21 protein-coding genes and 3 pseudogenes are annotated in these 26051 nt (G+C 41.4%); 13 read left to right on the forward strand and 11 right to left on the reverse strand.

The features are described 5' to 3' along the window. Nucleotides 1–101 precede the first annotated feature (101 nt). Entirely contained in the window at nt 102–1199 is a 1098-nt protein-coding gene (locus F8B77_RS02775) for an alkene reductase (protein WP_151653492.1), read from the reverse strand. Between the two features lie 240 nt (nt 1200–1439). Between F8B77_RS02775 and F8B77_RS02780 the strand changes: the two genes are divergently transcribed. Further along, nucleotides 1440–2351, forward strand: coding sequence for a DMT family transporter (locus tag F8B77_RS02780; RefSeq protein WP_167512742.1), 912 nt, complete (start codon nt 1440–1442; stop codon nt 2349–2351). Between the two features lie 180 nt (nt 2352–2531). On the opposite strand, the gene F8B77_RS02785 is transcribed toward F8B77_RS02780, so the two are convergent. The 5 genes and pseudogenes from F8B77_RS02785 to F8B77_RS02805 all read right to left on the reverse strand — a co-directional run bounded on the left by F8B77_RS02785 (nt 2532) and on the right by F8B77_RS02805 (nt 5441). After that, nucleotides 2532–3788 (reverse strand): Y-family DNA polymerase, encoded by a 1257-nt coding sequence (locus tag F8B77_RS02785; RefSeq protein WP_151653653.1) that lies wholly within the window; start codon nt 3786–3788, stop codon nt 2532–2534. Beyond that, complete coding sequence (locus F8B77_RS02790) at nt 3788–4195, reverse strand: LexA family protein (protein ID WP_151653496.1); 408 nt, start codon at nt 4193–4195, stop codon at nt 3788–3790. The genes F8B77_RS02785 and F8B77_RS02790 overlap by 1 nt, the downstream gene beginning before the upstream one ends. Before the next feature lie 179 nt (nt 4196–4374). Further along, nucleotides 4375–4641, reverse strand: a pseudogene (locus tag F8B77_RS02795) (LysR substrate-binding domain-containing protein); the annotation flags it as partial. Beyond that, a pseudogene (locus tag F8B77_RS02800) lies at nt 4625–4813 on the reverse strand (CatB-related O-acetyltransferase); the annotation flags it as partial. The pseudogenes F8B77_RS02795 and F8B77_RS02800, both read right to left, overlap by 17 nt. Nucleotides 4814–5066: 253 nt before the next feature. Further along, nucleotides 5067–5441 carry a hypothetical protein gene (locus F8B77_RS02805; protein ID WP_151653498.1) on the reverse strand — a complete coding sequence of 125 codons (375 nt, stop codon included), beginning with the start codon at nt 5439–5441 and terminating at the stop codon, nt 5067–5069. Nucleotides 5442–5529: 88 nt separating this feature from the next. Between F8B77_RS02805 and F8B77_RS02810 the strand changes: the two are divergent. Then, nucleotides 5530–5841 (forward strand): annotated as a pseudogene (locus F8B77_RS02810) (recombinase family protein); the annotation flags it as partial. A 125-nt stretch (nt 5842–5966) separates the two neighbouring features. On the opposite strand, the gene F8B77_RS02815 reads toward F8B77_RS02810, so the two are convergent. Then, on the reverse strand, nt 5967–6569 hold the full coding sequence (locus F8B77_RS02815; RefSeq protein WP_151653502.1) for a flavin reductase family protein: 603 nt from the start codon (nt 6567–6569) through the stop codon (nt 5967–5969). A gap of 487 nt (nt 6570–7056) precedes the next feature. Here F8B77_RS02815 and F8B77_RS02820 point away from each other — a divergent pair, with 487 nt between their 5' ends. From F8B77_RS02820 to ugpC, 4 genes are all read left to right on the forward strand, one after another. Next, entirely contained in the window at nt 7057–8349 is a 1293-nt protein-coding gene (locus F8B77_RS02820) for an extracellular solute-binding protein (protein ID WP_151653504.1), read from the forward strand. 71 nt (nt 8350–8420) lie between these two features. Then, entirely contained in the window at nt 8421–9302 is an 882-nt protein-coding gene (locus tag F8B77_RS02825; protein ID WP_130087903.1) for an ABC transporter permease subunit, read from the forward strand. Between the two features lie 44 nt (nt 9303–9346). Further along, nucleotides 9347–10189: a sn-glycerol-3-phosphate ABC transporter permease UgpE gene (gene ugpE / locus F8B77_RS02830; RefSeq protein ID WP_151653506.1), complete on the forward strand. Its 843-nt coding sequence runs from the start codon at nt 9347–9349 to the stop codon at nt 10187–10189. Nucleotides 10190–10249: 60 nt separating this feature from the next. Next, complete coding sequence (gene ugpC / locus F8B77_RS02835) at nt 10250–11332, forward strand: sn-glycerol-3-phosphate ABC transporter ATP-binding protein UgpC (RefSeq protein ID WP_151653508.1); 1083 nt, start codon at nt 10250–10252, stop codon at nt 11330–11332. Between the two features lie 46 nt (nt 11333–11378). On the opposite strand, the gene F8B77_RS02840 is transcribed toward ugpC, so the two are convergent. Further along, nucleotides 11379–12272, reverse strand: a complete 894-nt coding sequence (locus F8B77_RS02840; protein WP_151653510.1) for a LysR family transcriptional regulator — start codon at nt 12270–12272, stop codon at nt 11379–11381. Between the two features lie 116 nt (nt 12273–12388). Here F8B77_RS02840 and F8B77_RS02845 point away from each other — a divergent pair, with 116 nt between their 5' ends. Next, nucleotides 12389–14410: an alkyl/aryl-sulfatase gene (locus F8B77_RS02845; RefSeq protein WP_151653512.1), complete on the forward strand. Its 2022-nt coding sequence runs from the start codon at nt 12389–12391 to the stop codon at nt 14408–14410. A gap of 101 nt (nt 14411–14511) precedes the next feature. On the opposite strand, the gene F8B77_RS02850 is transcribed toward F8B77_RS02845, so the two are convergent. Together F8B77_RS02850 and F8B77_RS02855 are read right to left on the reverse strand one after the other, a co-directional pair. Then, nucleotides 14512–15438: an Rpn family recombination-promoting nuclease/putative transposase gene (locus F8B77_RS02850; RefSeq protein WP_151653514.1), complete on the reverse strand. Its 927-nt coding sequence runs from the start codon at nt 15436–15438 to the stop codon at nt 14512–14514. Between the two features lie 111 nt (nt 15439–15549). Further along, nucleotides 15550–16755 carry a sugar efflux transporter gene (locus F8B77_RS02855; RefSeq protein ID WP_151653516.1) on the reverse strand — a complete coding sequence of 402 codons (1206 nt, stop codon included), beginning with the start codon at nt 16753–16755 and terminating at the stop codon, nt 15550–15552. A 205-nt stretch (nt 16756–16960) separates the two neighbouring features. On the opposite strand from F8B77_RS02855, the gene F8B77_RS02860 reads away from it, so the two are divergent. Both F8B77_RS02860 and F8B77_RS02865 read left to right on the forward strand, forming a co-directional pair. Next, nucleotides 16961–17848 carry a helix-turn-helix transcriptional regulator gene (locus F8B77_RS02860; RefSeq protein WP_151653518.1) on the forward strand — a complete coding sequence of 296 codons (888 nt, stop codon included), beginning with the start codon at nt 16961–16963 and terminating at the stop codon, nt 17846–17848. A 38-nt stretch (nt 17849–17886) separates the two neighbouring features. Then, on the forward strand, nt 17887–18726 hold the full coding sequence (locus F8B77_RS02865) for a LysR family transcriptional regulator (RefSeq protein WP_151653520.1): 840 nt from the start codon (nt 17887–17889) through the stop codon (nt 18724–18726). Nucleotides 18727–19060: 334 nt separating this feature from the next. Here F8B77_RS02865 and F8B77_RS02875 read toward each other — a convergent pair whose 3' ends face one another. After that, nucleotides 19061–19789 carry a TetR/AcrR family transcriptional regulator gene (locus tag F8B77_RS02875; RefSeq protein WP_151653522.1) on the reverse strand — a complete coding sequence of 243 codons (729 nt, stop codon included), beginning with the start codon at nt 19787–19789 and terminating at the stop codon, nt 19061–19063. Nucleotides 19790–20207: 418 nt separating this feature from the next. Between F8B77_RS02875 and F8B77_RS02880 the strand changes: the two genes are divergently transcribed. From F8B77_RS02880 to F8B77_RS02895, 4 genes are all read left to right on the forward strand, one after another. Further along, nucleotides 20208–21281 (forward strand): efflux RND transporter periplasmic adaptor subunit, encoded by a 1074-nt coding sequence (locus F8B77_RS02880; protein ID WP_151653524.1) that lies wholly within the window; start codon nt 20208–20210, stop codon nt 21279–21281. Further along, nucleotides 21281–22342: an efflux RND transporter periplasmic adaptor subunit gene (locus F8B77_RS02885; protein ID WP_151653526.1), complete on the forward strand. Its 1062-nt coding sequence runs from the start codon at nt 21281–21283 to the stop codon at nt 22340–22342. Before F8B77_RS02880 ends, F8B77_RS02885 begins: the two co-directional genes overlap by 1 nt. After that, the gene (locus F8B77_RS02890) at nt 22342–25404 is read left to right on the forward strand and encodes an efflux RND transporter permease subunit (RefSeq protein ID WP_151653528.1); all 3063 of its coding nucleotides are present in this window, start codon (nt 22342–22344) and stop codon (nt 25402–25404) included. The genes F8B77_RS02885 and F8B77_RS02890 overlap by 1 nt, the downstream gene beginning before the upstream one ends. Before the next feature lie 198 nt (nt 25405–25602). Beyond that, nucleotides 25603–26019 (forward strand): VF530 family protein, encoded by a 417-nt coding sequence (locus F8B77_RS02895; protein WP_130046782.1) that lies wholly within the window; start codon nt 25603–25605, stop codon nt 26017–26019. Nucleotides 26020–26051 lie beyond the last annotated feature (32 nt).

Here is a 26051-nt window from a genome sequence, read left to right on the forward strand (position 1 = left end):
ATATAAAAAGAAGAAAGGCAATATTACGTGATATAAAAAATAACCCCACTTAAATAAGCAGGGTTATATCATTTATTTAGAGTGTTTCAATATTAAGGCAATTACGCTTGATACTCAGGGTAATCTGTTAAGCCTTGCTCTGCACCGCCAAATAACGTATTTGGATCATGTTGCGCTAGAGGGTAACCGTGTTTGATACGATTTGGTAAATCAGGGTTAGAAATAAATGGACGCCCAAAGCTGACCATATTTGCTAAACCGCTGGTTAATGCGTGCTCGGCTTTCTCGGTATTGTAACGACCGGCATAAATAATAGTGCCTTTAAACGCATCACGAATCGCTTCTTTAAATTCTGCAGGTGTATCTGGCGCATCATCCCAATCGACTTCAGCAATGTGCATATAAACCACATTGAGTTTATTTAACAACACAGCGGCTGCGGTGTAGGTTTCTGTTGGTGTCTTATCAACCGTACCATTTAATGAGGTAAACGGAGCAAGACGAACGCCAACGCGATCATGACCAATAGCGTCAGCCATTGCCTCAACCACTTCGCCTAAAAAGCGCAGGCGATTGTCGATAGAGCCACCATATTCATCGGTACGATTATTGGCTTCTGAATCAATAAATTGGTTAATTAAATAGCCATTTGCAGCATGAAGCTCAATGCCATCAAAACCGGCTTCTACTGCATTTAGTGCCGCTTGACGATACTCTGCAACAACATCAGTAATGTCTTGTTTTGTCATTTCACGAGGTTCAACCACATCCACAAAGCCCGGTGCGTCAGTACCATTATCAATAAACACTTTTACGTTTTCTGCTTTTAGTGCGGACGATGAAATAGGCTGTTGTCCACCAATATTATCAGGGTGAGTAACACGGCCAACGTGCCAAAGTTGAGCAAAAATAGCACCACCTTTTGCGTGCACGGCGTCAGTGACTTTTTTCCAACCTGCTATTTGTTCTTGAGAGTAGATACCCGGAGTCCATGCATAGCCTTGGCCCATCTCTGAAATTTGAGTCCCCTCAGCAATGATAAGCCCCGCACTTGCGCGTTGTGCGTAATATTGTGCCATCATGTCGTTTGCCAAATTACCTGGCTGGGTAGCGCGAGAGCGGGTCATTGGTGGCATAACAATACGGTTTTTAAGCGTAAGGTTACCCAGTTGCATTGGTTGAAATAGTGCATTTGTCATGGTACTTCCCCTTGCCTAACTAACGGTTGTTATTTTGTATGGGAGTAAGATATACAAAAAAGAGAGTTACATGAAATTATGATTACTTATTATTTTAATAACAAAGTGTAATAATCCATTGTGGGAAGAGCAGATATTTGGAATACAGTCTGAATGTCGATGTGATTAATATAAGAGCTTTGGGTGCTGCGAGTAAATTAGGCTATCATTCATTACCCTCTAAATTTGGTTGATGTTGTTATGCCTACTTTCTCTTTTTCACTGATCCCGACAGGGGTTAGATTTATGTTTCTTTCTGCGCTTGGATTTGCGCTCATGTCGGCGTGCGTAAAATACGTGAGTAATTACGGTATTCCAGTATTTGAAATTGTGGCAGCAAGGGCATTAGTTTCTTTGATCATTAGCTATGCAGATGTGAAACGAAAAGGCATTTCGATATGGGGAAACAATAAGTCCTTACTTCTTGCCCGTGGAGCAGTAGGCACAGCAGCGCTTATGTGTGTTTACTACGCAGTGACGACCTTACCTCTGGCGGAAGCAACCATCTTACAATACGTCCATCCTATCTTTACCGCATTGCTCGGCGTTCTGTTTCTTAAAGAGCACATTCAAAAATCAACCATGATATGCATTGCATTTTGTCTTGTGGGCTTATTTGTTATGGTCCAACCAAGCATGAACAATGGCAGTACAAGTGAACTGCCTGTTTTTAGTATCCTTGTTGCGTTGTGTGGTGCATTAGGAAGTTCGATTGCCTATGTGATAGTAAGAAAACTCAGCCAAACAGAAGACAGCTCTGTGATCATATTTTATTTCCCATTAGTGGCGTTACCTATCTCAAGCGTACTGATTTGGAATAACTTTGTATGGCCAAGCCTGTTCCTTACCATGATCCTGATTTTAATCGGCATCTTCACACAAATTGGACAATATGGATTGACCAAAGCCATGCAAACCCAAGCGGCGGGTAAAGCGTCTGCTTACTCTTATGTTCAGATTGTCTTTTCTGCGTTATTAGGTGTTTGGATATTTAATGAGGTTCCATCTATTTGGACTTATATCGGTGGTGGTTTGATTGTGACAGGTGCGCTCATTAACGTATTTGGTAAGCAGTCAGTATCTATTCCTAAGAAAAATAGTTCACTTAACTAAACGGGGCTATTTACACCGGTCAAATATGAATTTTTTATCCTTAAATAATTTTTTTATTCATATATGGCGTAATACAGAGTGTTATAGCTATGTTTATGCCAAATATGAATTAATTTGCTAGGTTTTTTGTTCATATATTCATTTTTGGCATATCGATGTTTATCCCTTCTATGTAACCAATCAACACCTAATCTTCGGCACATCGTTCCATCTGGTTGTATATTGCGGCGTTAGCCTATCACGCCGCATTCCCCATTTTTCATTAATCCCCTGAGCGCCTAAAAACAGCGTGTCTGTGCCATATTTTTGGTTAATACCATCAAAAACACTCATCAATTCCGTATTATTTGGGGTAGGGTTCAGCATATCAAATTGCTCATGCTCGCCATTGCTTAAATCCAGCAAACCAACGCCTACTTTGTAATAATTAACACCTGGCTGAAATAAGGCTTTAGCAAGAGAGGTAGTGACGGAAGTCAGTTGTGTTGCATCTGCCGTTGGATAAGCAAAATTGTGAATTAGCTTTCTGTTCACAGGCTTTTCATCAAAAGGAGAGTTAGAGGCAAAACACATCATGATTTTGCACAGTGAGCCTTGTTTTCTCGCTTTGTAAGAAGCAATCGCCGCGTGTTTAGCTAACGCTTGCTGCAGTGATTCTAGATCGGTAATTCGGTTACCCATGCTTCTTGTTGAGAATATCTGTTTTTTATCGGCTCGCGCCACATCCCATGTTTTACAGACTTGGCCGTTTAACTCAAGAACCACGCGCTCTACTTCCACATTGAAATTCTTACGAACCAAACCAATCGGCATAGCGCACAATTGCAACGCGGTATAAATTCCCATTGTGTTCATACGTTTTGATAATTGGCGACCAATTCCCCACACATCACCAACTTCTAAAACCCCTAATACTTTTAAGCGCTCTTGCTCTGAATCCAGAACACAGACCCCATTGTATTGTTCGATTTTTTTAGCTGCGTGATTGGCCACTTTTGCTAATGTTAATGTGGGACCCATTCCAACGCACACTGGTAAACGGCACTCTTTCCAAACAGCTCGACGCAATTCAGAAGCATGTTGACGTAGACATTGGATAGCAGGGAAGCAACGTTTAAAAGAAAGAAAAGACTCATCGATAGAATAGATATGTTGCTCTGGTGCGAAGCGTCCGATCACCTCCATCATTTTGGCAGAGAGATCAGAATAAAGCTCATAATTTGAAGAGAGCGCAATAACCCCACGTTGCTCACATAGGGATTTCATCTCAAAGTAAGGTTTAAATTTTTGGATGCCGGCTTCTTTAGCCAACCGGTTAGCCGCCACGATCATTCCATCGTTATTAGATAAGACAACGATAGGGCGAGAGCGCCACTCTGGGCGAAACACTTGCTCAGCACTGCAGTAAAACGCATTGGCATCGACAAGGGCAAACATCAATTAAAACTCAATAAATGGCTAGGGCGGTGACAGCGTATCGAGCGGATCACCACTCCCTCAATGCTGAACGTATCAAAATCATTAATCTGTACCGGTTGAATGCTTTCATTGGCGGAGACTAATAAACGTCGTTGGGTATCAAGCAACTTACACACAAATTCACCGTTTAGATTAGCCACTATCACATCATGGTTTGATACCGTTACATGGCGGTCAACTATCAATAAATCACCATCAAAGATGCCCACGCCTTGCATTGAATCGCCACAGGCGCGACCAATAAACGTTGAGCTTGGGTGCTCGATTAACAACTCATCAAGATCAAACGCCAATTGAGAGTACTCAGCAGCAGGACTCTCAAAGCCAATAATACCGGCACTGGCAGAAATAGGGATCACATTCATAAAAATAACACTGTAATTATATACAGTTTTATTTTGGCCGTGAATGGGTTAAAGATCAAGATTATTCTGAAGCAAACGCTATCACTTGCACTAGAAAATCATCAAAATTCTTTTTTTTTCAATATTTAAACTAGAATTTTCCATAAATTTATTTTAAGGGCGATTTACCTCTTCTACCCCTAAGAAAAGTAATTTGAAATAAAATCAATGAAAGCACGAATGCGTTGAGGTTGGTACTCACTATCTTTATAGACCATATACATAGGTAACTTTACCGTTTTATATTGTTCTAATATCTGCGTTAGTGAGCCCGATTTTAATTCGTGTTCTACCATCCATTTTGGCATTGCAGCTACACCTTGCCCTAGCTTTGCCATTTGAACCAACATCTCTGGGCTGTCACTTCGTACTTGTTCTTTTATCTTAACTTTTGTCTCTTTCCCATCTTGGCTCCCATTGACGGCTGATTTTGTCTCCGTGTAAATACCGAACAACAGAGTCTTCAAAACCGTTATCCCAGCAATCGCTGTAATAGCTATGGGTGCCTTTAATGTGAATGTTTTTGTTGGTTACTACTTCATGAAGTAACTGAAACTTTGACCAGTGTTTTTCTTGCATAATAAACCTTTAAACTTATATAAAAATAATGGAATTGGCATTAATTTAAAATAAGTCAGTGGATTCTAGGCTGTTTCAGTAGGGGGATAAGCTTCATTATTATTGTCCTTACAATTTGAGAGGATAATAACACATTGAGTTGTTTTATGGGGTACTTCTGATATTTAGAAATATCGAGAGGTAAAAACAAAAAGGCATTAGCAAATTTAACTCTGCTAATGCCTAGAATTTGTATATTGAGCGTTATTAACGCTTATTCAACGTCGCAATCAGTACAGCTTTGTAGTGCGATTTCGTGCTCAAATACCGCTACCTCGTTACCGTCTTTTAGCAACTCAGCGATTTCATCTGCAACTTCTTTCTCATCGTCTGCTTCAATTTGGCCTTCTAGCTCTTCATCTGAGTAACCGTAGAAATTTAGCAATAAGTAATCTCGAGCTTCAGCTTTAGTACAAGTCACGTTTACTGAAAGATCCGCTTTAACGCCTTCTTGCTCGATAATTGCAGCCGCTTGGGCTACGACATCGTCTTTCATTGTTGCTGTTAACCAACCAAGATCAGTGTTTACTTTGGTTTTTTTACAGTTAAAACAAGGCAGTTTGTGAAAGTAATATTGAAAATTAGTCATGGGTAATTTCTCTTTGAGTGTTGTATAGCAAGATTATGCGTATTTTGGGGCAAAATACTATCTTAATTAGATTATTACTCCGAAACTAATCTTCAAAGAAAACGCCAGTGGCAAAGATTCAGAGCGCAGTTAATTAAATGCGATGATCCATTTTTCGCGTAATGGTGATGTAATGAAAGTGGATCGCTTAGCTCGTAATACCATCAACGCCCTTCAAATTGCAGATACCTTATCAGCTAAAAGTGCAGGTTTGGTATTTCACGATCTCGGTGATGTTGATATTAATTCCGATGTTAGCCGAGTGATTTATACCACCATTTCAGCCTACGCAGAAATGGAAAGAAAATACATTCTACAGCGTTGTAATGAGGGCAGGGAACGCGCTAAAGCAAAAGGTAGACGCTTCAGAATCGCATCTCTTCCTTACAGTGTCGACAGATGCACTTAAAGTGACGTTACGTTAAATGATATAGATTGAGTAAATTCTTAGTGAAGGTTATTAATGTAAATATAGATACAATTTCTTTAATTTCTAGAAAGCTGTATTCTTTCTCTTGTTAGACTGTAATCACTGCCTGCCATTCGGCCAATACTATCAAGCTTATCGGAGTCGATTCGATAGTTTGAAATTGCATCATCAGCGACATGAATCGCGCACACTTCTCCAATTACTAAATGTCCCGACAATGCTTCTTCTCCTAAGTCAACAATACGATTGAGTTTACACTCATAAGCAACTACTGCATTTTTAATCCGAGGAGGAGTGACATGAGAGCTGGCAACTTTTTCAATATCTGCGTATTCAAATTCATCCACATCAGCACCCACATTGTGGCAAGTTTTATTCATTGTCTCTAAATCATCATAGCTAACACTGTGGATCACAAATTCTTTTTGTTCTCGAATATTTCGTAATGTGTCTTTTGGCAGTTTCTCTTCATTAAACATCGGGTTAAAGCAAAGCATTGGTGGATTTGCTGACGCTACTGTGAAAAAAGAAAATGGAGCAAGGTTTACTTTTCCATCTAAAGACACAGAAGAAACCCATGCAATTGGTCTGGGTGTAATCCCTCCGATTAATAACTTATACATTTCGTTGGGGGTTAAACCGTTTGGTGAGAGTTCCATGATGACCTTCCTTCATATTTGATAAAAATGATGTGGTGCTCAACTATAATCCCGTCCGAAAGGAGAAAAGCAACACTTGATCACTCATACTCATTAACATCGAATCTTGCCTTAAAAAAAATGACTCATATAGTAATCATAGGAGGACATTTCTAATTGGGTCAAACCGGACATTTCTATTTTGCGCCCACAATCTCGGTGCGGACTTCGGAGGTTATGTTTAATAGGTATTTCACATTAAATATTTTATGCGTACTATAGCGTTTATCGAAAACAACTATCTAATAAGCGAGCTTTTAGCGTCCAACTAGCTTGATAAACGCCGCCAAAATTTCTCTTTAACTCGTAGTTCTAAGCTAGAGCAGCAAAAAAGGCCACCTTAAAACCATCACAAGAACACAATAAAACTGAAGCATAACTGTCATCTTCAATCCCTACTATGAGCATCACATAAACGGTTACTCATACTAAATCATTAGGGAATAAGATGAAAAAGCAATTGATAACAGGTGTTCTAGCGTCATTACTTTCAACGACAGCCATGGCAGAAACCAACATAACGTGGTGGCATGCAATGAGTGGTCAGCTAGGCGAAACAGTCAATACTATTGCTCGTGATTTTAATGCGTCACAAGATGAATACAAAATTACCCCAGTGTTTAAAGGCTCATACGTAGAGACACTTACCGCAGGCATTGCAGCTTATCGTGCCGACCAAGCACCGAACATTCTGCAAGTGGCCGATGTGGGTGCCGCAACCATTATCAATGCCCCAGGGGTTGCAAAACCTGTCGAAGATATTCTCGTTCAATCTGGCTATTCATTTAATAACAAAGACTACATTGCAGGGGTTCGTAACTTCTATGCAGACAGCAATGGAAAAATGGTTGGCATGCCATTCAACAGCTCAACGCCTGTGCTTTATTACAACAAAGACATTCTTGCAAAAGTAGGGGTAGAAGCGCCTAACACCTACGAAGAGCTAGAACAAGTCGCACAAAAATTAAAAGCGCAAGGCTACGCTACTTTCTCACAATCTTTAACGCCTTGGATCATGTTCGAAAACTTCAAGTCTCGCCATAACCTTCCCGTTGCTAATAAAAACAATGGTTTTGATGCACCAGCGACCAACATCATGATCAATACGCCAGACATGGCAATGCATTTTAACAAGCTAAAAGAGTGGTCAGACAAAGGGTACTACAAGTATTACGGCTCAGATTGGGATGCAAACCAACAGCCGTTTGAGCAACAAAAAGTAGCAATGTGGTTAGGCTCATCAGGCTCGTTTGGTGGGTTACGTAACCGTGTTGATTTTGAGTTAGGTACAACCTATCTACCATATTGGAAATCAGTCAATAAAGAGGCTGGCCGCACCTTTATTGGTGGCGCTGCCTTATTTGCCATTGATGGTAAGCCAAAAGAAGAAGAGCAAGCCGTTGCTGCTTTCTTTAATTTCTTAACAAGTCCTGAGACACAAATGTTTTGGCATAAATCGACCGGTTATGTGACGGTTACCAAAGCGGCTTACGACATGACAAAACAATCAGGCTACTACCAAGAACAGCCAGATGCAGAAGTGGGCGTAAAGCAGTTGAGCTTACCGGGTGGCGAGTGGACGCGTGGTTACCGTTTAGGTTTTTACTCACAAATCCAAGAGGTAATGCATAGAGAGTTTGATAACGTATTTGCAGACCGAATTACGGTAGAAAAAGCACTCGCCAATATCGATAAAGAAAGCAAAGTAATGTTAAACCGTTTCGCACGTTCGGTGCAATAACAAGGATTCACTGTGGTTGATTTCGGTTAGTCACAGTGATTTTTTTCTTTTTAATGTAGTAGGTTATAACAGTGGAACAACGACAACAATTTACCCACTCGGCGTTGCCTTATGCGCTTTTAGTGCCACAAATCGCCATTATTGCAGTGTTCTTTTTCTATCCCGCAGCCGAAGCGGTTTATCTCTCCTTTATGCTAGAAGACCCTTGGGGATTGTCATCAACCTTTGTCGGTTTAGAGAATTACAGCATTATTTTTAGCTCGGCAGAGTATTTAAGATCGATCTTTTTTACGGTTGGCTTTGCCATTGTGGTGTCATTTTTATCATTAGCCATCGCACTTTTACTGGCGGTGAAAGCCAATAATATTTTGCATGGTAAGAGTGCTTATAAAATCACGCTCACTTGGGTGTATGCGGTTGCTCCTGCGGTGGCTGGTATTATGGGCGGCTTTATTTTTAATCCTCATATTGGTGTTTTTACCGATATTTTTGCCAGTCTTGGTTGGGATTTTAGTTTATACACCAGTCCTTTTGATGCGACGCTAACCTTGGTTTTGGTCTCGGTGTGGAAGCAAGTCTCGGTTAACTTTATCTACTTTCTTGCAGGACTACAGTCTATCTCATTTGCGGTGAACGAGGCGGCAATGTTGGATTGCGAGAGTGATCGCCGTCGCTTCTGGACCATCACTTTCCCACTGCTTGCTCCTACAGGCTTTTTCTTATTAGTCATCAACTTAACCTATGCCTTTTTTGAAACCTTCGGCGTTATCGATACCTTAACGTCAGGCGGTCCGGGTGGGGGAACGACCTCATTGGTTTATAAGATTTATCGTGATGGCTTCATTGGGACAGACATTGGAGGCAGTGCGGCGCAATCGGTGGTGTTACTGGTTTTAGTCTTAATGCTGACTTGGGTGCAATTTAAGTTTATTGAAAAGCGTGTGCACTATTAATTCAAAGAGATGTATTGGTACACAGCAATGATGAGAATTTTATTATGAAACAGAATCAATGGTTCGATCATGTGATCCTAATAGCAGGGGCGCTTTTTATGATCATCCCTATTTGGCTAATTTTCGCTAGCTCTACCCACAACCCAAACACCATTATTAGTGATGGATTGCAGTGGTGGCCGGGCGGTAATTTTCTTGAAGTTTACGGTGAGGTCTGGGACAAGAGCGTCGGTTTTAGTACGGATGTGAATGCAAAATCAATGATCATTAACTCAATGGTGATGGGACTTGGCTTTGCCATTGGCAAGATCATTATTTCGATGATGGCCGCTTATGCCTTGGTCTATTTTCGTATGCCTTTTGCTTCACTGTGGTTTTGGCTGATTTTTGTCACGCTATTGTTGCCATTAGAAGTTCGTATCATTCCTTCTTATGAGGTGGTTGCGAACTTAGGGATGTTAAACAGTTTTTCTGGGCTCATTTTACCTTTAATCGCTTCGGCGACGGCGACGTTTTTCTTTCGTCAATTTTTTAGAACCATTCCCAATGAGTTGGTGGAGGCGGCGCAACTTGATAACGCAGGCCCAATTCGCTTTTTTATCGATATTTTATTGCCGTTATCCAAAACTATGATCGCCGCGATTTTCATCATCATGTTTGTGGTGGGTTGGAACCAATATTTATGGCCAATCATGATGACCACCGATGAGAGTTACAACACCATCGTCATGGGCGTGAAGCAGTTATTGAGTGATATAAGCCAAAGCAGTCAACCGCGTTACGACCAAGCCTTTGCTCTGGTTATCTTCGCCATGTTGCCACCGATTTTAGTGGTTATTATTTTTCAGCGTTGGTTTGTGAAAGGCCTTGTTGAAACCGAGAAATAACCGTGCAGATGCGGTGATGAAACCGCATTGCCAATACCTAATTTGTGAAGAGATAGAACGATGTTAGCACTTAAAAATTTAGTAAAAACCTACGACAATGGCCACCAAGCGGTAAAGGACGTTTCTGTTGATATTAAACAGGGCGAGTTCATTGTATTGGTTGGCCCATCGGGCTGTGGTAAGTCATCCATCTTGCGCTCTATCGCAGGGTTAGAGTCGATCACGGGTGGCGAAATTGAGTTAAATCATCGCCGAATTGATACTGAAAAACCAGCCAGCCGTGATATTGCGATGGTGTTTCAAAACTACGCGCTATACCCACACATGACGGTGTATGACAACTTGGCTTATGGGCTAAAAAACCGTGGTGTCGATAAGCAAATCATTGCTGAAAAAATTGAAAAAGTGGCAGAAACCCTCAAGATCGCAGATTATCTCGACAGAAAGCCTGCAAAGTTATCGGGTGGGCAGCGTCAACGTGTTGCAATGGGACGTGCGATTGTGCGTGATCCGCAGTTATTCTTGTTTGATGAGCCGTTATCTAATCTAGATGCTTCACTGCGTGCCCATATGCGTTTAGAAATTAAAAAGCTGCAACGAGAGCTAGGCGTAACCAGTGTGTATGTGACTCATGATCAAGTGGAGGCGATGACCTTGGCGGATCGCATTATTGTGCTAAACCAAGGCGAGATTGAGCAAATTGGCACACCATCAGAGGTGTACCATCAACCAGCAAGCACCTTTGTGGCGAGTTTTATTGGTAGCCCTGCGATGAACTTTCATCAAGCCGAGATTGTGAATGGGGTGATTAAGTTTGATCAACAAAGTGTGTTTTTGGCTGAATACGCACATTTACCTGCTCAGACAATACAGCTTGGAATTAGACCTGAACACGCCTTGTTAGAGCCAGTAAATACCGGGTTAAGTTTTCCATTAAGTGTGCAAGCGGTTGAACCGTTAGGGCCGAATCAGTTAGTGCATGGTTTGGTGGGTGGCAAAACATTTACCGCGTTAACGCCAGAGTTAGACTTTGCCACTCAAGAATCTCTGACGCTTAACGTTGCAAAGCAGCACTTGCATTTGTTTGATGAGGCGGGGAAGCGCTTATTGGCTGATACCAATATGTTAGCGCAAGCAAGCTAGATCATTCGTTTTAGATGAGCTCACTTTAGCTGATGGTAGAGTGAGCTTAACAAAAATAGGACTTTATTTTTTCTCGCAACCAGATATTTGCCGGGTTTTGTCGCTCTCTATTATGGGTGAGTAGGCGATAGTGAACTGGCTTGGACGTAAATGGGCAATCTAACACCTGTATATCCAGCTTATCGGCAAATGCGGTTGCGATACTTTCGGTCACCATTGCAATGCAATCACTCGCCGCGGCCATCGACATAAGCGACACTAGAGAAGTACATTCTGCGGCTACTTGTCGTTCACTTAGTCGTTCCTCGGTAAAATAATCTGCCATGTAAGTATCTTCACGGCGTAATTTCCAAGTAATGTGTTTCTCTGCATAAAACTGCTCACGAGTAACACTGCCTTCTATTCTAGGGTGTCCTTTTCGTGCAATCAGTCGGATCTTATCTTCAAACAGTGGCTCGGTAAAAAACGAGTGTGTTGAATAGTTAGATACTTCGATAGCAAGATCGGCTTGATGTTGATTGAGCGCTTGGATCAGTGCTTCTTCATTAGAGTGGGTTGGCTGCAATTCAATAGTGACATTACCCAAGCTATTGTCGGCTTCTAATTTAGGTAACAGCATTAACATCACAGGTTCTGAGGTGTATATAACGAACTTGCGTGGGTACTGGGTCGAAAACCCCTCTAACCCTTCTAATGCGTTGTTGATTTGAGCTAATGCAGGCTCAACATGACGAATTAATTCTTGAGCATGCTGCGTTGGAATAATCCCTCGGCCTGATCGAATAAATAGCTGACTTCCCACCTGCTGTTGTAAACGCTTAAGTAAACCACTTACACCCGGCTGAGTTAATCCCATTTCTTCTGCGGCTAAGGTAATCGACTGGTGGCGATAAACCACAACAAATACTTTTAATAAGTTTAGATCTATATTTGAAACCATCCCTTCCTCAAACATAATATTTTGTGATGTGTTAAATACAGTTTCATGCATGTATTGCTATGTGTCAATACGCTAAATTAGCACCATACCAATACGAATTCCCAAAGAGGCTACTTATGAAAACTCGTTTTACTCTTTCAGTTCTTTCACTCTCTGTTATGGTTTCATTTGGCGCAGCAGCCAATGATTATGCATCTATTGATACGTACGAGGGAAAAGCGGCATCTAAGTTCACCGAAAATGCCAATACCGCAGTGGCAAAAACGCTTCCTTGGGAAGACACGTCTGCGTTTAAACGCACTACTCATGGTCTTATTGCTGAGTTTGGTACGCATGAAGCAGGCGAGCTTAAAAACCGTTTTGAATACATGGCGGATATGTCTGTGGAAGATTTACCACCTTCAGTAAACCCATCAATTTGGCGCCAAGGAATGTTAAATTATGCTGCCGGTGGTCTGTACGAAGTGACGGATGGGGTATATCAAATTCGCGGCGCTGACTTATCAAACATGACGATCTACCGCACAGATAATGGCTATGTGATTCACGATCCACTTCTGTCTCGTCAAGCCGCAGCTGCTTCGTGGGAATTCGCAAAACAGCACTTACCTGCGATTAATGGTGAGCACAAAATTACGGGTATGATTTACTCACACATGCACGCCGACCATTTTGGCGGTTCACGTGGTGTTTATGAATCAGGTGATTTTGCGAAAGATGCTGAAATCTACGCACCAAAAGATTTTATCAAAGAACTGGCTGATGAGAACGTAATCGCAGGCACCGCAATGGGTCGCCGTGCAAACTACCAATACGGTACAACCCTTGATACCAACACCAAAGGCATTGTAGATAACGCACTTGGCCTTGGTGCATCGCGTGGTGAAGTGACTTTAGTCGCACCGACGATTGAGATCCAAGAGCGTGAAAAAGTCATTAATATTGATGGACTCGATTTCCACGCAATCAACATGCCGGGGGCTGAAGCGCCTGCTGAGATTGTGTTGTATGTGCCAGAGTATCGCTCATTGAATACCGCTGAGCTTACTTATGATGGTATGCACAACATTTATACTTTCCGTGGGGCAAAAGTTCGTGATTCATTGGTGTGGACTAAATACTTAACTGAGCTCAAAATGCGCTTTGTTGACAATGGGTTAGTAGACAATATTCACGCGGCACATTCGGCACCAGTATGGAATGATGCAGACACTGACGTAAACGAAATTTCTGAGTACATGACGCTACAGCGTGACAACTATGGTTTCATTCATAACCAGTCGATGCGCTTAGCCAATCACGGTGTGACCATTCACGATGTGGGCCGTCAAATTGAAGAGATCGTTCCACAATCTCAAATCGATACTTGGCACACCAACGGTTACCACGGTTCATACAGCCACAATGCTCGTGCAGTGGTAAACCTGTACCTTGGCTACCATGATATGAACCCTGTGAACACCAACCCATTGCAAACCAAAGATCAATCTTGTGTGTATGTGAATGCCGCAGGTGCAGACGTACTATATAAAGCGGGCATGACTCACTTTAATGCTGGCGAATACCAAGAATCGTCTCAACTGTTTAACGACCTAGTACAATGTAACCCGAACAACATTGATTACCGTTTTGCACTCGCTGACAGCTTTGAACAGCAAGGTTACCAGTCTGAAACCATGGCGTGGCGTAACAGCTATTTGCAAGGTGCGGTTGAACTGCGTACTGGTGAGATCCAAGAATCAATCAAGCTGGCTTCATCTGACGTAATTGCCAACACGCCAACAGGCATGTTCTTAGACTTTATTGCTGTGAGTTTGAACGCACCAAAAGCAGAAGCCGCAGGTCTTGACTTCAACTTCGGTGTTTACCACCCAGATCTTGGAGAGCGTTACTACGGTGAAGTGTCTAATGCGAATATGGCTAACATTGAAGTCGATAAGTTACCAAAGGTTGATTTTGAATTAATTATCAACAAAGCAGATTTCACAAAAGTTGTTCTTGGTGAGACAACGCTAGAGGCATTATTTAAATCTGGTCAAGCAGGCGTGAAAGGCGATGCATCGCTGCTAGAGAAACTGGCTGGCTCACTAGATAAGTTTGATGGCATGTTTGAGATTCTACCAATGCCAAGCAAATAACATTTAAGGAAAAACCTCCCTATTGTGGGTAATGAAATGCCAGTTAAGTTGACTGGCATTTTTCTAGTTTGGTGATAAGGGGGTGATAATGACGAGATATATTAATGCGAAAGAAGATCTAATTCACGAGAGCTAAATCCTGTCGCCTTCATTATTGTGGCTTTATCTACGCCTGATTGCAGTAAATTACGAGCCATCTCTTTTAATGTATCTTGACGACCTTTTTGTTCGCCTTCTTGACGGCCTTGTTGAAGTCCTTTCTGCTCACCTTGCTGAATTAATTGCTCTGCTATTGTCATTAGTGTGCCCTCGTGTTTTGGTACTTGTTGTGCCAACGCTTCCAATAACGTATTTACGTTTTGAGTTTCCCCTACCGTTACTAAGTATTCTATCAGGGTTCGGACTTGGCTGTCTGTATGGTAGTCATTTAATAATAAGATGACTAACGATTCAAGGATATCATGGATGTCTTTTTGGTAAATGTGTTTCTGGACTAGCTCTAACAGTGCAATGCGCTTGTGCTGTATTATCTCACTGTCATCCATTACAGTGACATCCACTAATGGAAAATCATTATTATAGAGTGCTTTCGCCATTTCTGGTTTAGTAAAACAATCTAACCAATTCATGCTGTATGGATACGGTGATGTTTTTCCGTGGTAAAACAACAGAGGAACAACCAATGGCAGCTCTTTGTTTCCAGCGTCAAGATGCTTTTGCATGGCGGCAATAGCATAGCGAAACATCCGAAATGCCATGTGTTCGTCAGGGCTACTTTGATGCTCAATGAGAGCATAAATATAGCCGTCACCACACTCTGTTTTCATTGAGTAGAGTACGTCTGAATAGTACGGACGTAAGTCATCTTCTAAAAACGAACCTGATTCCAGTTTCAATGTTGATAGGTCACATAACGTTTTCAGATGTGTTGGTAGGTGTATTTCCAGCATATCTTTAGCAGTATCCGGTGTTGTTAAAAACGCTTTAAACAACCCATCATGGGGCGTTGTTGTGTTTTTCTTACTCATGAAAAGTGCTCCAGTCTACTGATTAAGTTAAGTATACCACTCATTATCGCATCGTTCCTTACTCTAGGTTAAAGTGATATCTGGTACAATTCCCTCCACACCTCTCCACTTCTACACCTCTCCAGCCACCGCGCATTGCCCTTCAATCACTACCTTCTGCTTCTTCTCTAATATCTCAAACACAATCAACAACACAGCAGCGATAACAGCACCAACAAAGCATAAATACAGTGCGCTGTAGTAGTTGTATAACTCACCCACAACACCCACCATCACGCTTGATACCAAGACACTGATGTTCAACATGTTTGAGAACAGGGTAGAGGCAGTGCCTAATCGGTCTTTCATCATGTCTTGCAGTGCGACCATGCCAAGCGTGGCACACACACCAATGAAGAATCCATTAAGTATTTGAGCAATCAGCATACCTGTAAAACTGGTGGCTGAAAGCATAACAAGAAAGAACATGGCACCAGATATCACACCAAGTGTCATCACTCTGGTTGTGCCTAGTTTGTCAGCCATTTTACCTGCACCAAGCATCACAGGGATCTCGCAAGCTGCCGCCATACCAAACATTAAGCCTAACCAACTGACATCCACTTGAAGCTCTTGTGAAAGATACAGAGGCATACTGGTGATGTACAAGTTGTTGGCAGAAAACGCACACACAATGATGAAGCAATAAAGAATTACCATACGACCTAACGGTTTATGCTCAATAACTGCCGCTGTTCGTTCTTCTTTTGTTACCACGTTATCAGGAATAAATTTAGCGATGATGAGTATTGCGATAGAGACCGTAATGGCTGAGACCGCAAACGCGGCACTAAAGCCAAATTGTGCTTTAAGCATGAACGCCGCAGGTGGACCAAATACCCACGCAATGGCAAGGCCTGCACGCATCTTGGCTAAAAAACTGGTGCTGTTGGCAACGTGTCTGTCACCATATTCTCGACCTAGAGCAAACAACTGCCCAAAAGACGCGCCACTGACGCTACCAAAGACCACGGCCATGGTAATTGCTAACCAATAATCACGAATAACGGTAAAACTGGCGACCAAAATTAAGTAACTTGCTAACGAGACAATTAAAATGGTTTTACGGTTCCAATGTGTGTCTGAGCGTTTGGCAATAAACTGAGATACGATCACAGAGCTGCTGACAGCAAGCGTCATATACAGACTTAACATCATTGGTGATGCGCCCAACTCCTCTACAATAAACAAGCTTGATAGCGGGTAAAAAAACGCACTACAAAGCCCGGTAATAAAGGCGATAAAAATAAACAAAAATGTCTTCTTGTTTTGCGGCATAGTGAAGCTCCAGTGTACGAAAGAGAATGTGGTTGAACTGTTTTATTTAGGCGTAGTCTACTCAATGATAGGGAAGGTGAGTGATGTTATTCGAGCTACCTCTAATACTATTCAGTCATTTTGATATCTTTCTTTGACAGGTGACGCTTACACGATTAGCCTGAGAGTGACATACTTAGAGAGGTATTAACCGTTAAGGCCAAGAATGAAACCATTTAAAGAACACGTACAAAATGTACCTAGTTTTGATTGGATAGTAAGAGAATTTCATTGTCGTGTAGAAGATAATGAGTTTGCGTGTTCTTGGCATTATCATTCTGAATATGAATTGGTGTTGTATTTAGATCCTGATGAGGCATTTCAAGGCAGTTATTTTGCAGGGGATGCGATTGGCGATATCCACCATAATTCTCTGCTTCTTTATGGGCCGGGTTTGCCTCATATGGTGGCAGGGAGAAGCGTAAAATTAGAGAAGTCGAAGCATCACACCTTAATTATTTGGTTTGCTCATCATTGGGTTGAGCGTTTAATGGCACTGATCCCTGAAGCGAGAAACTTAAAGCGGTTATTAGATAATTCTGCTTATGGCTTATCGTTTAGCCCAGAAACCGCACATAAGATGTCAGAATTATTAAAACACGCCAATACGCTAGATCGTCATTTGCAGGCGATAAAAGTGATTGAGATATTAGTCAGTCTTGCTGATGATACGAAGGCAAAAAAGCTATCAACCACGCCTTATCGAAGTAAGCCGCTTTCGGATGATTCTGAATTAAACCATCGAATTGAGCGAGCAACTCGTTATATAGAAACGTATTATGGTGATGCAATTAAGATCTCTGATTTATGTAAGCGACTTCATATGAGTGAGAGCTCGGCTTATCGAATGTTTGAGAAGCATTATGGAATGAGTTTTTCTGATCATCTCAAGCAATATCGTATTGGTAAGGCATGTGAGCTGTTAGCAAGTACTAACTTTCCTATCGCATTAGTGGCAGAAAAAACGGGGTTTAAAAATATATCTAACTTTAATCGCCAGTTTAAAGAGTTAAAAATGATGACGCCAACCGAGTTTCGACGTCGATTTAATTAAACTCAATTAGGTACTTCTTCAAGGGTATAGGAAACGAAATGAATTTAAACTTTATCAAACATTTTTTAGCGGTGTATGACTTTGGTAGTGTGACAAAAGCCGCTGATCATTTGAATATTACTCAGCCTTCAATGAGCAGTGCGATTAAAAAATTTGAAGAGAGTTACGGGCAACCGTTATTTCTAAAAGTAGGACGATCTCTAGAGCCAACCGATGCAGCCCATTCATTGGCCTATCAAGTTAGACCTATCATGGAGCAATTGGTGTTGGCATTGGAATCTCCACGTCGTTTGATAATCAGCGCGCCAGAAATCGTATTGCAATCTTTGCCTGATATGGACGATGCGTTGCTGACAGAAAGCCCAGCGGTTGAGTACCAAATGCTTGATAAAATTCGCTCGGGTGAAGTCGATATCTTGATTGATGATATTACCGTGACGGACTACACCTTTGTGAGTGAGAGTTTAGGTAAATTGGATATCGCCTTTGCGTGTCGATGCGATCACCCAAGTATTACTGGGAATTCATTAAGTTTAGAGCAATTTAATCAAGCTGAGCATGTCATGCTTAAATTGAAAAATGAGAACATGGGCGCATTTGAAACGCGTCCTGATGAGATATTTGAGCGTAATATCGTTCGTGAAGTCAGTGGGCCATCTAATTTATTGTTAAGTGTTAGACACACGGATGCGATCTGTATTGTGGCTGAAAGTATGTTTGGTTTAGCCCAAGAGCTCGGCCTAAAGGTATTGGAGTCACCTTTTCCACTTCAACCGTATGAAATTAAGCTTATTTATCATCGCCGTAATATAAGCAATAAAACGCATCAATATGTACGTGAGCAGATTAAAGCTAGGCTAAGTGAACTGCATCAATAAATACATAGATAAAAACTATACATCGAATAGTCAGTGACCGATAGTTTCTCGTTATCAAGCATCGTAGTATTACCTGATTAGAGTCTAATTCATTCATCTTTAATGAAAAATTAGATTTATTTGAATGATAGGTAAACCGGAGTTATTTGATGAAAATTGATAAAGATGTTCTTATTCCTCGTACATTAGTTGCAGCTATTATTGCCGTTTTGGTTATTGCACCTAATGTGTAAAGTAAAAATTATAGCAAGAGAAAATTTGATACTGCTTTTGAATTAAGATAATAAAAAACCTTCTTTTTATTATCTTTTTTGCTTTTCTCCCACTTAAATAATTACACCTTAATCTTATGCTCTAACGGGCATTCTACATCAATCAATAACTCATTAAGTTCCGCTGGACAAAGCATATCTTCTTTCGCCACTGAGAACTTAGCAACCATGATTTGATTAAATAGATTCCAATGCTGCAGTAACAGTTTTTCATGGTTATCTGCAAATTGTGGCCAGGCTTCAGACATCATTGGGGTTAAGCTTGATGCGCCATGAGCAAAAATCAGCATTTGCCACTTGGTTTCCCAAATATCGAGTTTTCCATCAGGGTTGGCTTCATTGTACTCTTCAAAAAGATCTTTAAATATCGCTTCAAACTCACTCTTAGTTTTTAAGAAGTACTCAAGTAATGCGTTGTCATCTTGGCGAATCGCATCAGCGATCATTTTAATTGGCTGTGGATTCATCAAGGTAAACGCAGACAACTTAACAATGAATAGATAAATGCGATAGCTGGGTGTTTTATCGGTTGGTAGTGACTCGATAATGGCATCTAAGTAGCTTTGCATATGTTTATCACAGGCATCACAAATCGCCTTCCAAATCATATCTTTACTACCAAAGTGATGACGAATAAGACTGTGGGAAACGCCCGCTTTTTCACTGATATTACGCAGTGATACACGCTCGTAACCTAGCTCGCCAAACATCGTTGCCGCAACCATTAAGATTTGACATTTTGTTTGTTCAGCAGCTTCGGTACTTCTTTTTCCCTGCTTTTTCTCTGTCATTATTCACCCTTAGTTTGTGCTCTTAATTACCAATATATACGTATTAATACCAATCGTAGTAAATAACTGCTCATCTTAACTGGTTAAAATGCTCGATAACTACGTTGAAATTTTTGATTGTAGAATAACTACTTATCGAAACTATTTGTTGAAAAGTGCCGCCTTGTTCTCAAGCATTTTTCCTGCGTTATTTCTGATCACTTACTTACTGTGATTGGTATAATTGTTGCTAATCGCTTTGATTTCTGAGCAGCCGAATGCGTATTGATGGCCTAAGCATACCAAGTTCAGCGCCTAACGCGTACTTAAAAATGCACTTTTCAACTATTTTACTGCACGGATGTAAAATATATTGATCTACTTCAAATTAAAACTATACTGCACAGTTGTGTAGTAAATAATATGAGTGGAGATACTTGTGCGAAAACAAAATATAAAGCGCACATTCCTAGGAGCTGTTGTTGTATTAAGCTTGTCGGGTATGTTGACGGGATGCAATAAAGCGATATCTGAAACCACAGATATGACAGTTAAGCCTGTAAAACTATTGTCGGTAAAAGATCTCGCTGTTGCTGATTCTGATGCGTTTCTTGCGCGTATTGATGCGACATATCGAGCACAATTGTCATTCCAAGTGGGTGGCGAAGTCTCTGATATCAAAGTTAAAATGGGACAAGCGGTAACTAAAGGTGAGTTATTGGCGTTATTAGATCCAAACGATTTACAACTGGCATTGGATGCAGCGAAAGCACAGTTCTCACTAGCGAAGACACAATGGAGTCGCGCTAAAAGTTTGTACAGTAAGAAGCTAATTAGTACCAATGAGTACGATCAGCGTGAAACACAATATCAAGCAGCATTGGCAAATTACGAACAAGCAAAAACGGATGTAAGTTATACCGAAATTCATGCGCCGTTCTCTGGCATTATTTCGTATACCTACGTAAAACCACATCAAATTGTGGGTGAGAAGCAAGAGATTTTAAATCTGATTGATAACTCAACATTGGATGTGTCGGTAACCTTACCTATTAGCTACGTAGACTCAGTTTCTATTCCGGCATTAATTAGCAGTGATATGTGGGTAACCATGGATAATGAGCCTAACAATCAAATTAATGGTAGATTTAAAGAGATCTCAACGCAGCCTAATTTAGACACGAACAGTTATGAAGCGACTGTAACGATAGCCTTGCCAGAAGGGCGTAATTTATTAACGGGCATGACGGGACAAGTTCATATTCCCAAACAGAAAAGCTCTGATTATTTGCAACTTCCCCAAAGTGCGTGGGTAAGTAAAAACACCAACCAAGGGCAAGTGTGGTTAATGAATGAAGAAACAAACACCGTCACTAAAGCGACGTTACCGTTAAACGAGCAAGGGTTGGTGATATCAGGCCTAAACGCGAATGATTATGTTGTGATTGCCGGCGTTGATAGCCTTGTTGAAGGTCAAACAGTAAAAGCATGGCAGCGTGAGGAAGGTATTTAATGAAGCGTTCATTATATTCATTATTGGTAATGAGCCTCTTTATGCTCACGGGCTGCCAAGAAGAAGCGGTAACAGAAACCAGTGAGCCACTTTATATTTCAGGCTTTGCAGTTGGCGCGCCTGTGACTCAACAATTTCGCTCTTTTAAAGGCCAAGTGGTTCCTGCTGAGCAAACCCCGATTGCGTTTCGAGTAACAGGTGAGATCCAAGAGGTCTTAGTTAAAGCCGGAGATGTGGTTAAACAAGGCCAACTCATTGCAAAACTAGAAGACAGCAAGGTAAAACAAGCGGTTAATGATGCTAAAGCACAGTATTCGTTAGCGTCAAAACAGTACCAACGCGGTAAAGAATTGAACCGTCGCGCTATGATTTCAAAAGCGGAACTTGATGAGTTATTTGCGAATAGAGAACTGGCGCAAGCGACGTATCGTTCAGCACAAAACCAATTTACTTATACTCATCTTGTTGCGCCATTTAGCGGCAAAGTGCTTGATGTTTATAAAGAGCAGTTTGAACGTGCAGCGGCAGGCGAGCCAATTCTGAATTTGTATCAAAACGATAAAGTGTACGTGCGTATTGATCTTTCAGATAACGTGTTAGCCATGATAAACCCTGAAACCAATCGAGACTCTTACCATCCGGTGACCACATTTGTAGGTTTATCCGATTCTTATTCTATGGAGTACTTAGAGCACACTAGTGAGCCAAATGCTCAAACTCAAACCTATGAGATGTATTTAACCATGCCTCAACCGAGTACTGAGATTTTGCCTGGTACCAGTGCCACTGTGAATGTGGACATGGTAGAAGCCGGGATCACCTCAATTGATGGCTACCATGTGCCAGTGACGGTATTGCAAGCGGGCCAAAAAGCAGGTCTGTTTTATGTCTGGATCATACGTGATGGACAAGCGGTTAAAGTACCAGTAACCATTCGCCAAATTAACGGTGAAGGGGCAATTGTGGCTTCTGGTATTACTCAAGGTGATGTTCTTGCCAACTCAAGTTTACGAAAATTACGTGAAGGCAAAAAGGTAACGTTAGTGGAGAATCAACAATAATGAACATTGCTGAATATTCAATAAAAAACAAAGTCATTAGCTGGCTATTCATTGTTATTTTAACCATTGGTGGTATTACCTCATTTTTAGATTTAGGCCGTTTAGAAGACCCAGCTTTTACGATTAAAGATGCGATGATCATCTCGACTTATCCGGGGGCTACCTCAAAAGAAGTTGAAGAAGAGTTAACGTACCCGTTAGAAAAAGCGATCCGTAAATTACCTTATATCGATAAAATCACATCGACGTCGTCTAACGGAATGTCGCAGATCATGGTGAGCATGAAGATGGATTACGGTCCAGATGAGTTGCCACAGATCTGGGATGAAATGCGTCGTAAAATTAATGATTTGAAACCAACTCTGCCTCAAGGGGTTCAATCTTTACAGATTATTGATGATTTTGGTGACGTGTTTGGCGTAATGATGATGCTGACGGGTGACGATTATAACTATGTAGAGTTAAAACGTTATGCCGACACATTAACGCGCGAATTAGAACTGATTGATGGGGTAGGTAAAGTCTCTATCGCGGGCGATCAACAAGAAATGCTGTTTGTTGAGATCTCTCTCGATCGCTTAGCGGCACTGAACCTAGACATGAACACCGTGGCTGGCCTATTAAACCAACAAAATAACGTGGTGCAGGCGGGTGAAGTATTGGTGAATGGCGAGAGCTTAACCATTCGTCCAAGCGGTACGTTAACCACGATTGAATCGTTAGAAGATTTGATTATTCATGGGCGTGATACGGGCAATCTTATTCGTTTAAAAGACGTCGCAACCATTAGCCGTGGCACGCAAGAGAAACCAAGCAATGTGATCCGATTTAACGGAAAAGATGCGTTAAATATTGGGCTGTCGTTCGCGTCTGGTGTGAACGTGGTTGAAGTTGGTCAACGTGTACAAGACGAATTAGCCTATCTAGAATCGATCAAACCTGCGGGACTTGAGCTAAGTTATTTCTATAACCAAGCGCAAGAAGTCGATACGTCAGTTCGTGATTTTATCATCAGCTTAGGTGAAGCGGTCGCGATTGTTATTGTGGTTCTACTGTTCGCTATGGGTATGCGAAGCGGCCTAATTATTGGTGTGGTGTTACTACTGACCGTATTCGGCACGTTTATCTTAATGAGCTACAACAACATTGACCTTCACCGTATCTCATTGGGTGCATTAATTATTGCGCTAGGGATGCTGGTAGATAATGCCATTGTAGTGGTTGAGGGGATTTTAGTTGGCCTCAAAAAAGGACGAACTAAAGTTCAAGCAGCTGCGGACATTGTAAAACAAACACAATGGCCTTTATTGGGCGCAACAGTGATCGCGATTGCCGCATTTGCTCCGATTGGTCTGTCTGAAGATGCCACTGGCGAGTTCATGGGTGATTTGTATTGGGTGTTGTGTTACTCACTGTTTTTAAGTTGGGTAACGGCTATTACAATCACGCCATTCTTAGCTGACTTGCTATTGAAAGAAGAAGATAAAAACACAGGTGAAGAAGAAGACGCTTACAAAGGGTTCTTATTTACTGCGTTTGGTTCATCTCTTAAGTTGGCTTTACGTTTCCGTTGGGTAACGGTTGTCTCGCTAGTGGGTTTACTTGTCGTTGCGGTAATGGCGTTTGGTAATGTGAAGCAACAGTTCTTCCCCGCATCAAATACGCCAATGTTTTACGTGGATATGTGGATGCCAGAAGGCACTGATATTCGTGAAACAATTAAGCAATCAGAAGCGGTTGAGAGCTACATTAATAAGCAAGACAATATTGAGTTTGTATCAGCGTCGATTGGTCAAGGTATGCAGCGTTTTGCGCTAACTTACCAACCAGAAAAAAGCTATGAAGCGTATGCACAGTTTCAGATCAGAACCACAGATCGCGAATCAATGTTTAGTTTGTTAGAAAACTTAACCAACTCATTAGATAAACGCTTTGAGAAGCCTACCTTCCAATTCAAAATGATGGAATTTGGCCCTTCTCCTGCGTCTAAGATCGAAGTGCGTATTTCAGGGCCTGATCCTCAAATTCTGCGTGATTTAGCGACCGATGTTGAAGACATTCTTGGGACAGATTCAGGCTCAAGAAACATTCGACATGATTGGCGTGAACGTACTAAAGAGTTAACGCCTGAGTTTAATGAATCAAAAGCGCGCCGTTTAGGGATCTCAAAAGAAGACTTATCAAATACGCTGCAAATGGCATTTGGTGGTAATACATTAGGAATGCTGCGTGATGGCACACATACTCTACCAATTGTGGCGCGTTTGCCAGAAGTAGAGCGTGTGGATTTTGAGTCACTGCAAAACGTGAAGATCTGGAGTCCATCACTACAAAGCTACATACCAGTAGATCAAGTGATTGATGGGGTGAACCTAGATTGGAGTGAGCCTCTTATCCAGCGTCGCGACAGAAAACGCACGATTACGGTAATGGCCGATCACGATTTATTGAGTGATGATACACCTGCAAGTTTGTTAGCGCGTGTTCAGCCAAAAGTGTTGGAAATGCCATTACCTGAAGGGTATGAAATCACCTGGGGTGGTGAATATGAATCATCAAAAGATGCACAAGAATCTCTATTTGGTTCATTGCCAATGGGTTACTTGTTCATGTTTTTCATCACAATGTTGCTGTTTAACTCGTTTAAAAAGCCGTTAGTGATTTGGTTTACGGTTCCGCTTTCTATCATTGGTGTCGCGTTTGGTTTGTTAAGTACCAATATGCCGTTTAGCTTTACCGCGTTCTTAGGTTTATTAAGCTTGAGCGGTATGATTTTGAAAAATGGTATCGTATTGCTTGATCAAATCAATCTTGAATTGTCATCAGGTAAAGACCCGTACATTGCAATAGTGGACAGTGCGATCAGTCGTGTTCGTCCTGTGAGTATGGCGGCGTTAACGACAATACTAGGGCTTATTCCATTATTGTTTGATGCGTTCTTTAGCTCAATGGCTATTACGATTATGGCGGGTTTAGGTTTTGCGACCATTCTGACCTTGATTGTAGTGCCAGTAATGTACGCGATTTTATTTAAGATTAAGCCAGCACCAAACCACGCATAAATAAATACTGTCTTTGAGTTTATTTTTACTCACCAATCACAATGGCCTTAGGGTTATTGTGGTTGGTTTTTTACGTTATAATCGCCCTAAAGATAGTTACTTATATTTCACGGGTTAATACTATATTTTGAGTGATAACCCTGTATAATTCGGCGCCTATTCACCCTGTTTGAACAACTAACACTTAGGATATCCGTTATGATGACTGATGAAGAAAGAATTGAACTGCAACAAAACAACCCATTACACGGTCTTAAGTTAGAAATCTTACTGCAAGAGTTGGTTGATTTTTACGGCTGGGAAATTCTAGATACTGCAATGCGTTTAAATTGCTTTAACACTAACCCGTCGATCGCAAGCAGTGTTAAATACTTAAAGAAAACAGAATGGGCGAGAGAGAAGCTAGAAAACTTCTACTTATACCGTTTTAAGCGTATGCCACGTGCGTCTAACCTTGAGTTTGATAAGCCGCCACGTTCACGTACTTTCCCACACGGTCTTGAGCCAAAAGAGCCAATGGAATTGACGGTAGATTCGATTTTAAAATCACAAGCAAAAGCGGCATCTGCTCATAAAGAACGTACCTCTAACCGTGGCGGTAATTACCGTCGCTAAAAAGAGGCGTAGTTAAGTGGATTGTCACTAAC

Source organism: Aliivibrio finisterrensis (assembly GCF_008933155.1).
In the GTDB taxonomy this organism is placed as follows: Bacteria; Pseudomonadota; Gammaproteobacteria; order Enterobacterales; family Vibrionaceae; genus Aliivibrio; species Aliivibrio finisterrensis.

Coding starts and splice junctions, on each gene's coding strand:
- ugpC (WP_151653508.1), top strand. CDS start 10,250: ATGTTAGCACTTAAAAATTTAGTAAAAACCTACGACAATGGCCACCAA.
- F8B77_RS02780 (WP_167512742.1), top strand. CDS start 1,440: ATGCCTACTTTCTCTTTTTCACTGATCCCGACAGGGGTTAGATTTATG.
- F8B77_RS02775 (WP_151653492.1), bottom strand. CDS start 1,199: ATGACAAATGCACTATTTCAACCAATGCAACTGGGTAACCTTACGCTT.
- F8B77_RS02860 (WP_151653518.1), top strand. CDS start 16,961: ATGAAACCATTTAAAGAACACGTACAAAATGTACCTAGTTTTGATTGG.
- F8B77_RS02820 (WP_151653504.1), top strand. CDS start 7,057: ATGAAAAAGCAATTGATAACAGGTGTTCTAGCGTCATTACTTTCAACG.
- ugpE (WP_151653506.1), top strand. CDS start 9,347: ATGAAACAGAATCAATGGTTCGATCATGTGATCCTAATAGCAGGGGCG.
- F8B77_RS02855 (WP_151653516.1), bottom strand. CDS start 16,755: ATGCCGCAAAACAAGAAGACATTTTTGTTTATTTTTATCGCCTTTATT.
- F8B77_RS02790 (WP_151653496.1), bottom strand. CDS start 4,195: ATGAATGTGATCCCTATTTCTGCCAGTGCCGGTATTATTGGCTTTGAG.
- F8B77_RS02895 (WP_130046782.1), top strand. CDS start 25,603: ATGATGACTGATGAAGAAAGAATTGAACTGCAACAAAACAACCCATTA.
- F8B77_RS02865 (WP_151653520.1), top strand. CDS start 17,887: ATGAATTTAAACTTTATCAAACATTTTTTAGCGGTGTATGACTTTGGT.
- F8B77_RS02875 (WP_151653522.1), bottom strand. CDS start 19,789: ATGACAGAGAAAAAGCAGGGAAAAAGAAGTACCGAAGCTGCTGAACAA.
- F8B77_RS02815 (WP_151653502.1), bottom strand. CDS start 6,569: ATGGAACTCTCACCAAACGGTTTAACCCCCAACGAAATGTATAAGTTA.
- F8B77_RS02850 (WP_151653514.1), bottom strand. CDS start 15,438: ATGAGTAAGAAAAACACAACAACGCCCCATGATGGGTTGTTTAAAGCG.
- F8B77_RS02805 (WP_151653498.1), bottom strand. CDS start 5,441: ATGACTAATTTTCAATATTACTTTCACAAACTGCCTTGTTTTAACTGT.
- F8B77_RS02890 (WP_151653528.1), top strand. CDS start 22,342: ATGAACATTGCTGAATATTCAATAAAAAACAAAGTCATTAGCTGGCTA.
- F8B77_RS02785 (WP_151653653.1), bottom strand. CDS start 3,788: ATGTTTGCCCTTGTCGATGCCAATGCGTTTTACTGCAGTGCTGAGCAA.
- F8B77_RS02845 (WP_151653512.1), top strand. CDS start 12,389: ATGAAAACTCGTTTTACTCTTTCAGTTCTTTCACTCTCTGTTATGGTT.
- F8B77_RS02885 (WP_151653526.1), top strand. CDS start 21,281: ATGAAGCGTTCATTATATTCATTATTGGTAATGAGCCTCTTTATGCTC.
- F8B77_RS02840 (WP_151653510.1), bottom strand. CDS start 12,272: ATGGTTTCAAATATAGATCTAAACTTATTAAAAGTATTTGTTGTGGTT.